Source organism: Mesorhizobium sp. M0048 (assembly GCF_040323405.1).
Taxonomy (GTDB): domain Bacteria; phylum Pseudomonadota; class Alphaproteobacteria; order Rhizobiales; family Rhizobiaceae; genus Mesorhizobium.
This window is the reverse complement of record NZ_JAMYUV010000004.1, coordinates 1-14,365: the sequence shown is the minus strand read 5'-3', so window position 1 is coordinate 14,365 and position 14,365 is coordinate 1. Positions and strand designations below refer to the sequence as shown.

At 61.8% G+C, this 14,365-nt stretch carries 16 protein-coding genes; all 16 read left to right on the top strand.

The features are described 5' to 3' along the window. A complete protein-coding gene (gene cbiE, locus NKJ84_RS05610) occupies nt 1-1,242 on the top strand; it encodes a precorrin-6y C5,15-methyltransferase (decarboxylating) subunit CbiE (RefSeq protein ID WP_352505689.1) in 1,242 nt (413 codons plus the stop codon). Continuing rightward, the gene (locus tag NKJ84_RS05605; RefSeq protein ID WP_352505688.1) at nt 1,239-1,619 is read left to right on the top strand and encodes a cobalamin biosynthesis protein; all 381 of its coding nucleotides are present in this window, start codon (nt 1,239-1,241) and stop codon (nt 1,617-1,619) included. The genes cbiE and NKJ84_RS05605 overlap by 4 nt, the downstream gene beginning before the upstream one ends. Continuing rightward, entirely contained in the window at nt 1,616-2,380 is a 765-nt protein-coding gene (gene cobM / locus NKJ84_RS05600) for a precorrin-4 C(11)-methyltransferase (protein WP_352505687.1), read from the top strand. Before NKJ84_RS05605 ends, cobM begins: the two co-directional genes overlap by 4 nt. Next, nucleotides 2,377-3,183 carry a uroporphyrinogen-III C-methyltransferase gene (gene cobA / locus NKJ84_RS05595; protein ID WP_352477538.1) on the top strand — a complete coding sequence of 269 codons (807 nt, stop codon included), beginning with the start codon at nt 2,377-2,379 and terminating at the stop codon, nt 3,181-3,183. The genes cobM and cobA overlap by 4 nt, the downstream gene beginning before the upstream one ends. Further along, complete coding sequence (locus tag NKJ84_RS05590) at nt 3,180-4,526, top strand: cobyrinic acid a,c-diamide synthase CobB (RefSeq protein ID WP_352505686.1); 1,347 nt, start codon at nt 3,180-3,182, stop codon at nt 4,524-4,526. The genes cobA and NKJ84_RS05590 overlap by 4 nt, the downstream gene beginning before the upstream one ends. A gap of 3 nt (nt 4,527-4,529) precedes the next feature. Then, nucleotides 4,530-5,303: an adenosylcobinamide-GDP ribazoletransferase gene (gene cobS / locus NKJ84_RS05585; protein ID WP_352505685.1), complete on the top strand. Its 774-nt coding sequence runs from the start codon at nt 4,530-4,532 to the stop codon at nt 5,301-5,303. A gap of 24 nt (nt 5,304-5,327) precedes the next feature. Further along, on the top strand, nt 5,328-6,338 hold the full coding sequence (gene cobT / locus NKJ84_RS05580) for a nicotinate-nucleotide--dimethylbenzimidazole phosphoribosyltransferase (protein ID WP_352505684.1): 1,011 nt from the start codon (nt 5,328-5,330) through the stop codon (nt 6,336-6,338). A gap of 26 nt (nt 6,339-6,364) precedes the next feature. After that, complete coding sequence (locus NKJ84_RS05575; protein ID WP_352505683.1) at nt 6,365-6,913, top strand: hypothetical protein; 549 nt, start codon at nt 6,365-6,367, stop codon at nt 6,911-6,913. Between the two features lie 467 nt (nt 6,914-7,380). Further along, complete coding sequence (locus tag NKJ84_RS05570) at nt 7,381-8,598, top strand: tyrosine-type recombinase/integrase (protein WP_352505682.1); 1,218 nt, start codon at nt 7,381-7,383, stop codon at nt 8,596-8,598. Between the two features lie 228 nt (nt 8,599-8,826). Continuing rightward, nucleotides 8,827-9,030: a helix-turn-helix transcriptional regulator gene (locus tag NKJ84_RS05565; RefSeq protein ID WP_352505681.1), complete on the top strand. Its 204-nt coding sequence runs from the start codon at nt 8,827-8,829 to the stop codon at nt 9,028-9,030. 138 nt (nt 9,031-9,168) lie between these two features. Continuing rightward, complete coding sequence (locus NKJ84_RS05560) at nt 9,169-10,728, top strand: TOTE conflict system archaeo-eukaryotic primase domain-containing protein (RefSeq protein WP_352505680.1); 1,560 nt, start codon at nt 9,169-9,171, stop codon at nt 10,726-10,728. 613 nt (nt 10,729-11,341) lie between these two features. Further along, the gene (locus NKJ84_RS05555) at nt 11,342-11,755 is read left to right on the top strand and encodes a hypothetical protein (RefSeq protein WP_352505679.1); all 414 of its coding nucleotides are present in this window, start codon (nt 11,342-11,344) and stop codon (nt 11,753-11,755) included. Next, nucleotides 11,752-13,197, top strand: a complete 1,446-nt coding sequence (locus NKJ84_RS05550) for a terminase large subunit domain-containing protein (protein WP_352505678.1) — start codon at nt 11,752-11,754, stop codon at nt 13,195-13,197. The genes NKJ84_RS05555 and NKJ84_RS05550 overlap by 4 nt, the downstream gene beginning before the upstream one ends. Then, on the top strand, nt 13,118-13,729 hold the full coding sequence (locus NKJ84_RS05545; RefSeq protein ID WP_352505677.1) for a hypothetical protein: 612 nt from the start codon (nt 13,118-13,120) through the stop codon (nt 13,727-13,729). Before NKJ84_RS05550 ends, NKJ84_RS05545 begins: the two co-directional genes overlap by 80 nt. Further along, nucleotides 13,729-14,097: a hypothetical protein gene (locus NKJ84_RS05540; protein WP_352505676.1), complete on the top strand. Its 369-nt coding sequence runs from the start codon at nt 13,729-13,731 to the stop codon at nt 14,095-14,097. The genes NKJ84_RS05545 and NKJ84_RS05540 overlap by 1 nt, the downstream gene beginning before the upstream one ends. A 12-nt stretch (nt 14,098-14,109) precedes the next feature. After that, the coding region (locus NKJ84_RS05535) for a hypothetical protein (protein WP_352505675.1) at nt 14,110-14,365 on the top strand (256 nt) is incomplete at its 3' end.

Sequence of the window (14,365 nt, the reverse complement as noted above, 5' to 3'; positions counted from 1 at the left end):
ATGCCTGCTGAAGCTCCGCGCGGCGCCAAGCTCACCTCAAAGTGGCTCACGATCGTCGGCATCGGCGAGGACGGTGTAGCGGGTCTCGGCGACGAGGCCAAGCGGTTGATCGCTGAGGCCGAGTTCGTCTTCGGCGGCAAGCGCCACCTCGCCCTTGTCGCATCACTGGTCAAAGGTGAAGCGCGCGCCTGGCCGACGCCTTTCGATGCCGAGATGCGCGACGTGCTGGCGCTCTCCGGCAGACGCGTCTGCGTGCTGGCCTCCGGCGATCCCTTCTACCACGGTGTCGGCGTCATCCTCGCCCGCAAGGTCGCGGCAGAGGATATGCGGGTGATCCCCGCGCCCTCGGCCTTTTCGCTGGCCGCCTCACGCCTGGGCTGGGCGCTGCAGGACGTCGAGACCGTCTCGCTGCATGGCCGCTCGCTCGACCTGATCCGGCCGTTGCTGCATGATTGCACCCGCATTCTCGCGCTGACTTCGGACCGCGATGCACCGGAAGCGATTGCCCGTCTCCTGACCGAGCTCGGCTTCGGCGCGTCGCGGCTGACGGTGCTGGAGGCGCTGGGTGGGCCGAACGAAAGGCTGCGCTCGGCGAGCGCCGGCACCTTCGACCTCGCAAAGATCAATCCGCTCAACGTGCTCGCGATCGAAGTTGAATCGACTCCGCAAGCACCCATCCTGCCGCTGACAGCGGGACGTGCCGATCTTTTGTTCGAGCATGACGGCCAGATCACCAAGCGTGAAGTGCGCGCCGTCACCCTGTCCGCTCTCGCGCCAAGGCGCGGCGAACTGCTGTGGGACATCGGCGCCGGATCGGGCTCCATCGGCATCGAATGGATGCTGGCCCATCCTTCCATGCGTGCCATCGCCGTTGAGGCCGATCCGTCCCGCGCCGCCCGCATCCGACGCAACGCCGCGGCCTGCGGCGTTCCCGGTCTCGCCGTCGTTGAAGATTCGGCACCGCAAGCTCTTGCCGGGCTGGAAACGCCGGCAGCGATCTTCATCGGCGGCGGCGGCAGCGATGCCGGCGTGCTGGAAACAGCCATCGATGCCTTACCTGCCGGCGGCCGCCTAGTCGCCAACGCAGTGACCCTGGAGATGGAGGTACTGCTGCTTTCCCGTCACGCTGCGCTCGGAGGCGAGCTTACCCGGATCGCTATATCCCGTGCTTCGCCGGTTGGTTCGATGCAGGCCTGGCGGCCGGCTATGCCGGTCACGCAATGGAGTTGGGCCAAGCCATGATGGTCGCGGGCATCGGCAGCCGCAAAGGTGTCAGCGCACGCGACGTGCTTGCTGCGGTAGAAACCGCGCTGGAGGCGCACGGGCTTGCCCTGCCCGCGCTTTCAGCCCTCGCGACCGCGTCTCTCAAGCAGGATGAAGCGGCAATCTTCGCCGCCGGACGTGAACTCCGCCTCCCGGTGATCGTTGTCGAGCAGGACGAACTCAAAGCTGCATCTACGACCAGCCACTCCGACCTATCACAGGAGCATGCCAGCACGCCGTCTGTTTCCGAAGCCTCGGCGCTTGCCGCCGCCGGCAAAGGCGCAAAGCTGCTCGGACCGCGCACGGTGCTCGGTGCTGTCACCTGCGCCATCGCCATCAGCGGAGATGCGGCATGACCGTTCACTTCATCGGTGCCGGCCCGGGTGCTGCCGATCTCATCACCTTGCGCGGCAGCCGCCTGCTCGGCAGTTGTCCCGTCTGCCTCTATGCCGGATCGATCGTGGCGCCGGAGCTGTTGCAGCACTGCGCGCCCGGAACGAGGTTGATCGACACCGCGCCGATGTCACTCGACGAGATCGAGGCCGAATATGTGGCCGCCCACGCGGCCGGCCATGATGTCGCCCGCCTGCATTCCGGTGATTTGTCTGTCTGGAGCGCAGTTGCCGAGCAGATCCGCCGGCTGGAGAAGCATGGTATCCCTTATACGCTGACGCCGGGCGTGCCGTCCTTCGCCGCTGCGGCGGCAGCGCTGCGCCGCGAGCTGACCATTCCAGAAGTCGCGCAAAGCCTGGTGCTGACCCGCATCTCCGGCCGCGCCTCGAAAATGCAGCCCGGCGAAACGCTGGCCGGCTTCGGCCGCACCGGCGCCACGCTGGCCATCCACCTTGCCATCCACGCCATCGACCGCGTCGTCGCCGAGCTGACGCCGCATTACGGCGCCGACTGCCCGGTCGCGGTCGTCTTCCGTGCCTCCTGGCCGGACGAGCGCGTGCTGACCGCCACGCTGGCCACCATCGAGGCGCAATTGGCCGCCGATCCGATGGAGCGCACGGCAATCATCTTCGTCGGCCGCTCGCTGGCGGCGGAAGGCTTTGGCGAAAGTTCACTGTATGACGCGCACTACCAGCGGCGCTTTCGCGGACGGGGCGGGTTGTGAGCGGCAGCAATAGAAACACTACGGTCGAGCAGGCGCTCACCCGGCTGGACTTCAAGCCGCGCCAGCTGGAGCCCGGTCATGTCTGGCTGGCCGGTGCCGGCCCTGGCGATCCCGGCTGCCTGACGCTGGAAGTGCTGGCCGCCCTCGGACAGTGCGACGCGCTGGTTTATGACGCGCTGGTCTCGCCCGCGGTCGTCGCCGTCGCCGAGGGCGCGGAACTGTTCTATGCCGGCAAGCGCGGTGGCAAACCATCGATGAAGCAGGACGACATTACCGCTCTGCTGGTTCGGCTGGCGCGCGCGGGCCGGCGCGTCGTCAGGCTGAAGGGCGGCGACCCCTATATTTTCGGGCGTGGCGGCGAAGAGGCGCTTGCGCTGGCCGGGAAAACCATCCCGTTCCGCATCCTGCCTGGCCTGACGTCCGGCCTCAGCGCGCTGGCCGCCACCGGCATTCCCGGCACCATGCGCGGCATCAACAAGGCGCTGATCCTGGCGACCGGTCACGCCGCCGGCACCGATGACGACCTCGACTGGGCGGCCATCGCCCGTACCGGCCAGCCGGTGGTCATCTATATGGGCATGGCCAATCTGCCACTGATCGCCGCCTCGCTGCTCGAGGGCGGGCTGGCGCCTTCGACGCCCACCGCGGTGATTGTCGCTGCGACGACACCGCAGGAACGGATCGTCGTCGCCACGCTCGCCACCATTGCGGAAGAGGCAGCAGCCGCCGGTCTGACCTCGCCGGCGCTGATCGTCGTCGGCGGTATTGTCGCTATGCGTGCGGCACTGGCGGGCGAGCCATGACCCGCGCCATCATCATCGGCGCGCCGCGCTCGGGCTCGGGCAAGACCAGCGTCACCATCGGCATTTTGCGCGCACTTGCCCGGCGCGGCCTGAAAGTGCGCGGCGCCAAATCCGGCCCGGACTATATCGATCCTGGCTTCCACACCGCAGCCACTGGCCTGTCCGGAGTCAATCTCGACAGTTGGGCAATGCCGCCCGCCCTGCTCAACGCACTGGCCGGCGAAGCGACCGAAGATGCCGATTTTATCTTCCTCGAAAGCGCCATGGGCCTGTTCGACGGGATCCCTGCTGCTTCAGGCCGTTCCGGCTCGGCTGCCGACCTTGCCCGGCTTTACGGCCTGCCGGTGCTGCTGGTGCTCGACGTCTCCGGACAGTCGACCACGGCGGCGGCCGTCGCCAAGGGTTTTGCCACTTACGATCCGGATGTGCGCATGGCCGGTGTCGTGCTCAACCGGCTGGGCAGCGAGCGCCACCGCCGGCTATGCGGCGATGCCATCGAGGCACTCGGCCTGCCTGTCGTCGGTGCCATCCTGCGCGATCCCTCGCTCAACCTGCCCGAGCGCCATCTCGGCCTCGTCCAGGCCGGCGAATATGAGAATCTGATGGCGCATCTCGACCGGCTGGCCGACATGGTCGAGCGCTCGCTCGATCTCGACGCCATCATGGCGCTGGCGGCGCCATTCACGCCTGCGCCGGGCAATTTCGGCGACGCGCTGCCGCCGCCCGGCCAGCGCATTGCACTCGCCGAGGACGCCGCCTTCACCTTCCTCTATCCGCATGTCGCCATGCATTGGCGCAAGGCCGGCGCCGAAATCGTGCCCTTCTCGCCGCTCGCCGATGAGGCGCCTGGCGACGATTGCGATGTCTGCTGGCTGCCCGGCGGCTATCCCGAGCTTCACGCCGGCCGCCTCGCCGCCGCGAATTTCAGGGCGGGCATGGCGAGGTTCGGCGCCACGCGGCCGGTGCATGGCGAGTGCGGAGGCTTCATGGTGCTCGGCGAGGCACTCGAGGACGCGTCGGGCGAGACGCATCGGATGCTCGGCCTCCTCGGCCATTCGACCAGCTTCGCCAAGCGCAAGATGAATCTCGGCTACCGCGAGGCGCGGCTGCGTTCCGAGTGCCCGCTCGGCAGCCAAGGCACGCTGATCCGCGGCCATGAATTCCACTACGCGCAGATGGTTGCGACCGGCAATGACGAGCCGCTGGCCGACCTCGCCGACGGTCAAGGAAATCCGCTCGGCGCCTCCGGCTACCGGCGCGGCAATGTCAGCGGCACGTTCTTCCATGCCATTGCGAGGGGCGAGAGCATGATCCCGAAAAGTAGTAGCCGGTTCTCGGAATAGATCATGCTCAACCCCCAGATCCCCTCGCAACAGCAAATTCTCGATGATATCGCGCTTTGCCTCGTCTTCTTTACCCGGCTGCCGCTGCCGCGAGCCGACTTCCGTGGCCGCAGCCTTGCCGCTGCGATCTGGGCTGCACCCGTTGCCGGTCTCGCCGTGGCTCTGGCCGGTGCGCTGGTCTACGCCATCGGGACGAGGCTCGGCCTTGCCGAGGGTCCTGCTGCTGCGTTGGCCCTTGCCGCGATCCTGCTCGCCACCGGCTGCCTGCATGAGGACGGCCTTTCGGATGTCGCGGACGGCGTTGGCGGCGGCAAGACGCGGGACAGGAAATTGGAGATCATGCGCGACAGCCGCATCGGTGCCTACGGCGCTTGTGCACTTGCTGTCTCGCTGCTGATCCGCTGGAGCGTGCTCTCTGGATTCGCCGGCCCAGCTCATGTCTTCTGGGCTCTCATTGCAGCGCATGCGGCCTCGCGCGGCCTGCTCGGCGCCTTCATGCACCTGCTGCCGCCTGCCCGCGCCGACGGCCTCTCGGCCGATGCAGGCACCGTCTCCACTGAAACCGCTGGTATCGGTGCCGTGCTCGGCGCCGTCGCGCTGCTGGCGCTTGGGTTCAGTGCTGCCATGTTCGCGCTCATCCTGCTTGCGTTCTTGTTTGCCGCGTTTCGAGCGCTTTGCCTCAACCAGATCGGCGGCCAGACCGGCGACACCGTCGGCGCACTGCAGCAGCTCGGCGAGATCGCAATCCTGCTCGTCGCTTCCGTTTCCCTGTCTTGACTCTGTTTCGGAGATTTTGCCCCCATGCCTTTCAAATCGCTCGATGAACTGCGCGCCGCCTGCCTCGACCTGCACAGCGGCAGCGACGCCGCGGCCAACGCCGTCGCCCACCGCCAGGACACGCTGACCAAGCCGCAAGGCAGCCTCGGCCGGCTGGAGACAGTAGCCGCCTGGCTGGCGCGCTGGCAGGGCCGCGACATACCAAAGCTCGACCGCGTCAAGGTTTTCGTCTTTGCCGGCAACCACGGCGTCACCGCGCAAGGCGTGTCGGCCTTCCCGTCGGAGGTCACCGTGCAGATGGTGGCGAATTTCGCCGGCGGCGGCGCCGCCATCAACCAGCTTGCCCGCATTGCCGGCGCCGAGCTCGACGTCATCCCGCTCGACCTCGACCGCCCGACCGGCGACTTCACGCAAGAGCCGGCGATGGACGACGAGGCCTTCCTCGCCGCCGTCTCCGCGGGCTACGACGCGATCAGCAAGGAACTCGACCTCGTCTGCTTCGGCGAAATGGGCATCGGCAACACCACGCCGGCGGCGGCCATCTCGACCGCGCTGTTCGGCGGCGGCGCGGAGCGGTGGACAGGGCGTGGCACCGGCGTCGACGATGCCGGCCTCGTGCGCAAGATTGTCGCCATCGAGGCCGGCCTGAAGCGCCACGCCACGGCGCTGGCCGATCCGCTGAAGATAGCGGCAGCCCTCGGCGGACGCGAGCTTGCGGCGATCTTGGGCGCAACACTGGCAGCGCGCCATCTCGGCGTGCCGGTGCTGCTCGACGGCTTCGTCTGCACCGCCGCCGCGGCACCTTTGGCAGCGCTGCACCCTGCCGGCCTAGCCCACACGCTGGCAGCCCATGTCTCAGCCGAATCCGGCCACCGCCGCCTGCTCGAAGCGCTTGAACTGCCGCCGCTGCTCGACCTCGGCATGCGGCTCGGCGAAGGCTCCGGCGCCTGCCTCGCAGTCAACATTGTTCGTTCAGCCCTAGAATGCCATACGCGCATGGCAAGCTTTGCCGAGGCTGGGGTTTCGGAGAAGTAGGGCGGAGCCAAGCGCGGATCGCGTCGATGAACAAACCCTCACAGATTTTCGGAGACCCGAAACAGGGGCTTCGCGATATTCTTGCTCGGATCATCAGAGATTTCGACCGCAAGAGCGGCGCTTTTGCCGGGCTGAAATACAATTCCCCGTGGATACTCGCCACCGAAGATTGGGCAGAGCGACCAGGCCATACGGTCGAAGAGCTGTGCGAGATGATTTCTCAATGGCGAATCTCAATCTTTTCTGGTGAGCAGACAGACCCGAGAATCGTTCAGATTTTTGAAGATCTTCGCAGCGCCGCGGAAGATTGGCGAACCGAGACAGACTACATCGATCCACCCCTTCCCTACGATCCTGAAGAGGCAAAATTCCCCAATCGCAAAGAACTGAAAGCGCATACCCTCAGGGCTTGGGATTCTTTGGGATTATCGACGCAGTGGCATCACTACGATGCCCGAGACCTTAGTTTTAGCGGAATTATCGAAGATAGATTTGGTCACGAAATTAGATTCTCGATGACTTTCAAGCTGGCATATGGTGGTCCCATAAGATTGTTCTTCCAATTTCCTTACTAATCGGAAGGCGATCCGAGACATCTAGACCTCTTTATGCTTTCAGGCTGTTTTGTCTGTCAGGACCTCCGTTTGCCCGAAGCACTCGACCTTAAATGGACCGTCGGTAAAAGCAGGACAAATTTCGATGCCGTCGACGGCGTCTTGGCCATAGTGCGGGCGATCCTCAGCTGTCTGCGGCCGACTATCCATTAGCGGTTGCATAAATGCGGCCACCCGATAGCGGCGAAACATCCGGCTTTCTAGGTCTTTCCACCAATTTTCTGAAAAATTTGGTGGGTGCGCACAGGATTGAACTGTGGACCCGCTGATTAAGAGTTTGTTCGTATAGCTTTTAGGCGCACCCCATAGCGTTTTAATAAGGCCTTAGAACCCTTGCAAATTAAGGATTTCTCCCTGAAATAGTTTTACGTTCCGGCTAAACTGTTTTACACAGGACCCTTACTAGAAACCTTAGTAAGGAGAGTTCGGTGCCAAAATTGAAGCTCACGACCAAGGGCGCAATCGACGCCCTACCCCGTCCAGAGAAAGCTCAAGAGCACTACTGGTGCACTGATCTGCGGGGCTTTGGCGTGGTCGTCGGGGCCAAGAACAAGACGTTTGTCGTCCAGCGCGATGTGAAGGGAAAAAGCCGGCGTGTGGCGATCGGCCGGTATGGCGACATTACACTGGATCAGGCGCGCAAGAAGGCCGAGCAGTTGATGGGGCAGATGCGGGGCGGAGTTGACCCCACCGGGCAGCGAAAGGCGGCCGCCGCAAACAATATGACGCTTCGCGACGCGCTTGAAAAATACGAGAGGTACCTAGTCGCCAAGGAGCGGTCGCCACGAACCGGCGCTGGATACAGGGCCAACCTTCAACGCTATTGCTCGGATTGGTTAGACCGACCCATGGCCGAGATCACACGCACCGCCGCTAATGCTCGCCATCATCTGATTGGGGACAGGAATGGCAAGCATGCCGCAAATCAAACCATGCGGGCGCTCAGCGCCATTTGGCGTCGAATTGGCCGGGAGTATCCAGCCCTCGATGCGACCCCAACGGTCAACGTAGATTTCTATCCAGAACCGCCCCGTACGGCGGTCATCCCCTATGCACAGTTGCCTGAGTGGTGGGCCGGCGTTCACAACCTCAAGAACCCAATTCGGCGTGACCTGTACATATGGTTCCTGTTCACTGGAACACGGCGGGAGGAGTCGGCCTCGCTACGCTGGAACCAGGTCGATCTTGATGCTGGGACGGTGCATTTTCCGCGCACGAAGACCGATCCGTTCACTCTGCCATTGTCCGACTTCTTGGTGGACCTCCTGCGTGGGCGTCGGTCGTGTGAAAGCACGTTGGCGCTGTTCGGGAAGGACTGTGAGTTCGTCTTTCCGGCGCGAACCAGAACCGGCAAGATTGGGCATGTGACCGAGCCCAAATTGAACGAGAACGAGGTGGCGTTGTTCCCCTGCGCATGGACCCCGCACACGCTGCGCCATACCTTCGTGTCGATTGCCGAGAACAAGGTCTCCATACCGGCCACCCATGGACGCCTGCTGGTCAATCACGCCCTCGCAAAATCTGGCGACGCTCATAGTGGATACAACCACCCAGACTTTGATGATTTGAAGCGCAGTCAGCAGTTGGTGACCAACGCACTGCGCACCGCGATCTGGAAGTTCTCCTATCCGCAGCGCCCACTGTAAAAACGCTTTACGAGCATAAAAACGGCGCTATGCTTGTGCTGTAAATTGTCTGTCAGGGTATGGCGAAAAGACGTCTGGCAGATAGTTCCTCTCGCAGGGAACAGCCCAACTTCGCTTGGCACTTGGGACCATCGCCCATGCTGCCGTGATGCCCCTACGGGATGGGGAGCCGGGTTCACTCAAAGACCGTAGGCAGGCGCGGTCGTCTCATAGAGTGAGAACCCGACCATGAGCGAATCTGATCGCGAATACATGAACACCCAGCAAGCCGCCAAGTATCTCGGCTTCTCCACCCAATTTCTCGAAATCGGCCGGCACAAGGGTTATGGCCCGGCATATCTGAAGTACCCGCAGGCCGTAAAATATCGGCGCTGCGACCTTGACGCTTGGGCCGCGCAGCATCTCCGCAGCCACACTAGTGAGGTGGCATGAAAACGCCGACCCTGACGGGGAATTCAGGATCGGCGTTCAGGAGAAGAGCATGTGCACTGGAGCCGGGGGTTGCGGTCAATCCCTTGGGCCAACTCCACAGTACCCGCAAAGACTTGATAAAACAAGGAGTTGCGGCTTATGGGCCAATTCAGCGACGATACCATTCTTGCACTCTCAGCCCTCTTTCAGGGCTTTGAGGGCGCTCATGGTCGGTATGACATCAAGCGCGTCAACGAGAAGGGCAAGAACGAGGGCAAGGCGTCTACACGCAAAGGGCCAGCCACGCCCGAAGTGTGGGGCGTACACTTAGCTGGAACCGGGCCGGGCTTAGGGATAATTCCATTGCTGGCAGACAATACTGTCAGATGGGCGGTGATCGATATTGATGTCATTGGGATTGACCTCGACGCGCTTGAGAAGCGGTGTCGCGTTGAGGGCCTGCCTCTGGTCGTCTGCCGCAGTAAGAGCGGTGGGGCGCATTGCTTCCTGTTCCTGAAGGAGCCGATCCCTGCTGAGCGCATAGTGCCGCTGCTTGAGAGCTTCGCCGCTCGCCTCGGATATGCTGGCTGCGAAATCTTTCCCAAACAGACAACGCGACTCAACGAGGACGAGGACATCGGCAACTGGCTCAACATGCCGTACTTCTTTGCCGAGAAAACAAGCCGCTACTGCATCCACGACCGGGACTTTTTGGACCTTCAGCAGTTCCTCGACTTCGCTGAGGGTATGAAGCAGACAGAGGATCAGTTGACCGTGTCCGATGTGCTACCCCAGGAGAAGGACACGCTGTTTGCGTCCGGCCCACCCTGCCTGCAGACTCTACACGCCAAGGGCGGGTTTCCTGACGGAACGCGGAATGACGGCATGTATAACGTCGCCGTGTACCTGAAGAAACGTTTTCCCGATGATTGGGAGGACAAGATGGACGACTACAATCGGGAGATGTGCAGGGACGGCGGATACCTCAAGAAAGAGGAAATCAATAATACGATCAAATCGGCGCGGAAGAAGGAGTATTGGTACCGCTGCAAGAAGGCACCCATCAACGCGCACTGCAACAGCCGGGTCTGCGCCATGCGTGAACACGGCGTCGGAGACAGCACTCCGCTCCTTGGTCTGACGCGAGTAAACGTCGAGCCGCCAATATGGTTTTTCGACGTAGGCGGCAAGCGCATCAAAATGAGCACGAAGGAACTAATGGACCAGCGCTTGTTCAGGATTCGTGTGGCGGATGCCGGCGCTGTCCCACCCCGGCTCATCCCCGGTCCTATTTTCGATGAGAAGGTCATCAGCGCTATCGCGAATTGCAAAGCGCAACCGGTCAGCGAAGACGCTACGCCCAAGGGGCAGTTCCTCGAGGTGTTTCATTCGTTCCTGATGACGAAGGCGAAGGCTATGGATCTTGAGCAGTTGCTCAATGCGCATGTCACTCAGCCATACCTTGATAAAGAGGGTGTCTATTGGTTCAAACTGCGTGGCCTGCAACAGTCCCTGAAGCTTCATGATTTCGAGTATCCAAAGAACGAGCTCACGCTATGGCTTAGGGAGATTGGCTGCACATACGATGAGAAACCCCACCGCTTCAAGACTAGGTCAGACAAGTGGGAAAGCATTCGCTGCTGGCGCTACGCGATGCCCAGAGAAGCTGAAGAACGAGACGTACCGTATCTACCCATCGAACAGACTACTGAATTTTGATTAGACCCGTTACCCCGTTACCCCGTTACAACGCGTACGCATATGCAGCTTTTGCCTGCGTAAAATAATTGAGTTTCGGGGTAACGAATGTAACGGGTGTGCTTAAGGGATTGGTACTGCTGTAGTTTTACGCGTTACACTGGACAGGGATGAACTGTGCACGGCTGTAACGAGGGTAACTACAGGGTGGATTGCACATCCAACGTGCACGGAGCTGTTTTCTGAAAACTGCTTACCTGTATGCGCATTAAAGGGGAGCGGCGATAGCGCAGCGGCGTATCCCCTGGAATGCCGGCGGCTTGCCGCCTAGGCGGGCGCTACAGCGTGGAACAGCCCCTTGCCCGAGTAGTGCCTGCCCCCGCTATGAAACGCCCTGTAGGCGGCTGCAAATTGGTGACGAAGAAATCCGAAAGTGCGGCGCTTTTCCCGTGCCACTTGCAATATTGCAGACAGAATAAGTGTTAGTTATTCAGTCGTCGATGAAGATACACAAATAAAATCCTTGTTTTACAGCGTTTGCGCAGCGTAACGTGCGCCTTAATTCAAATCTAGCAAGGCTTTTAGCAACTGCATCCGCCGGTTTTACTCGGCGATCAGCCCCGGAAACTCGCCCATGGATGGCCTAGCCGATCAGCCCTTAGCCGAGGGGCAGAAATCCCCGCAACGCTCCCGGATCGCGAATGGCAGCGCCACCCTGCTAGGCGCGAGGGACGAGCGCTCCCTGTACGTGCGCCGCATGAAGGAAGTCATTGCCGAGCATGTGGACGATCGAGGCGGACTGGATGCCATGTCAGCCGCCGAGAAGTCCCTGATCCGGCGCGTTGCCGTGCTGACGATAGAGCTTGAGAAGCTTGAGACGCGCTTTGCAGAGGATGAGACAGTCGGGGAGCGCACCCTTGACCTGTACAATCGGACAGCCGGCAACCTGGGGCGCCTGTTGGATCGCCTTGGGCTGAAACGCAAAGCCAAGCCGCCCATGACCATCAAGGGCTACCTCGCCGCGAAGAAGCAACAGGGGGCATCGTGAAGCCTCTCGTCACCATGCGCCATGCACTTGAGGACGAGCACCTGTTCGGGACGATTCTGGCCGGTGACAGCTGGATGCCATGGCGGGTGATGCTCATAGCCCTGATGGGCGAGCCGTTGACGCTGGACGAGCGCGTCATCTTCACCGCCTTGACGCAACGCGATCACGAGCCGCTGTCCCCTGTCGAGGAGTTCTGGGGCATCGTCGGACGCCGTGGCGGCAAGACCCGCGCCATGTCCGTCCTGAGTGCCTACCTAGCCGCTCTCTGTGACTGGTCGGACGTGCTTGTCCCGGGCGAAACCGGCAAGCTGTTTTACCTCGCTCACACCCAGAAGCAGGCCGGCATCGCATTCGACTATGCGAAGTCGATCTTCGCCGACCATCCCCTGTTCCAGCAGCAGGTGGAGAACGTCAGTGCCGACATCATCGCCCTCAAGACCGGCATTGAACTGGAAGTGCGGGCGGCGACATGGCGCGGGCTGCGCGGCGTCACCTCCATCGGGGCAATCTTCGATGAGTTGGCGTTCTTCCAAAGCGACGAATATTCCGCGAACACCGACAGAGAAATTTTGAAGGCGGTGCGCCCTTCGCTTGCGACGACATCTGGACCCCTGATCGCGATTAGCTCGCCGTTCGCAAAGTCGGGTGAAGTGTTCCAAGCGGTTGAGCGCGACTTCGGTCCAAATGGTGATCCCCTCATCCTCGTTGCCCGCGGAGCCAGCCGAGACTTCAACCCGAGCCTATCCCCGCGTGTTGTTCAGCGCGCACTGGAACGCGATGCCGCCGCCGCGCAGGCCGAGTACATGGGGCAGTTCCGCGAGGACTTGGCGGCCTTTGTGGACTTGGCTGTCGTGCAAGCGTGCGTAGCTGCGGGCCTCGCTGCCATTTTGCCCAACGCTCTGCGGCAACCCTACACAGCCTTCTGTGATCCGGCAGGCGGCAGTGGCACCGACTCGTTCACCCTCAGCATCGGGCATGACGGGCTGGACGACAGGCAGCTTGGGAAAGACGTGATCGTTCTGGATCTGGTGGATGAGGTGAAACCGCCATTCCGCCCTGAGCAAGTCGTCATGAAGTTTGCGCAGACGCTAGCGTCGTACGGCTGCGATTCAGTCTACGGCGACAACTACGCGGCCCAGTGGGTCGTCGATGCCTTCGACCGGCATGGCATCCGATACATCAAGTCGCCACTCAACAAGAGCGAGCTGTTCCTGAACTTCCTGCCGATGTTGAACTCCCGATCAATCCAACTTCTGGACCACGGGAAGCTGGTTTCGCAGCTCGTTGGCATGCAGCGGAAAGTCACCAGCGGGGGCCGCGAGACAATCGACCACAACCCAAATGGGCATGACGACGTGGCGAATGCCGTCGCTGGATGCCTGGCTGTCATCGCGCGCAACCGGCGTCAGATGGTCAGCTACACAACCGCAATTCCGATGTGAGGACACCATGCGTAGCGGCGACATCATAACATCAACGCGTAAGCACAAATGGATCATCGGCTATGCGGTCGAGGAAGGCGCCTACGAACGCGCTCTCGGCAAGGGCCGTCACTTTTTTCTGATTCGCGCTGTCGAAAGCGACGCCGGCCCGGTCTTGTTGTTCACCCTGCGCCCGCAATGCGACATCCGGAAGGGTTGGCAGCGGAACGACTTTGAAGTCGGCTACTCATCAGCTGGGTACCTGAATGGTTCGGTGAGCCTCGTGCGGCAGGACACGCTCTATTTCGCGGTGCCCGCTACGGCAGACGTTCACCCCTTCGCGGAGGTGCATGACGGCAAGATGCTGGTCAAAGCGTCGGGCTTCAACGACCTGTTCGTCGCGGTGCAATATGATAGCGATAGCGGCGGCTCAGACCACCTCATTTTGTGGCGTTGGCAATTCGCGCTGCTGATGCAGCGTGACCGCGACGGCAAGCCGCCCATCGATTTCTCGCAAGCGCAGGGCCGCATAGCGCGCGCGGAGGAAATCTGATGACCGTAGCGGTCGGCGATGTCGTCGTGACGCAAAGCGGCCTGAAATGGGTCGTCCTCGAACTAATCGGCAACGCGCACGGCGGCACAGACGCTCGGCTAATCCGCCCATGTGATGGCGTTCGCTTCACTGGGCTGCTCAAGGACGCGAGCGGCTTGATCGTCACCGACAGCCCGTCGTTTCAACCTGGCGACCCTGTGACAGTCAACGGGCTGAAAGGCGGCTACCTCGGAACGGAAAACGGTGTTGCCCGCGTGCTCTTGGCCGAACGCCGAGTGACAACGAAATCCGGCGCTTTCATCGGCCTCGACGCGTCTGTCGCACGGATGAGCATCGGTCTGCTCGTCATTGAAAATCGGAAGCTTTGAAGGAGAAAATCCATGGCAGTCAATGCACCTGTGTCAGTCGATGAAAGGCTGATCGAACAGTTTCACGCTGTCGATCCTGTCAGCCGCGAAAAGCTCGAGGACGACGATCTGGATGACCTCGCCAACTCGATCAAAGCGGCTCGCGAGGCGGCGCAACGCATCGTGAAGTTCGCTGACGTGACAATGCGCGACAGAACGCAGGTGCCTGAAGTCGGGCTTCTGCAAGTTCGAAACCACGCGCTGTCGTCGTCCGCCGCCGTGGCAACGA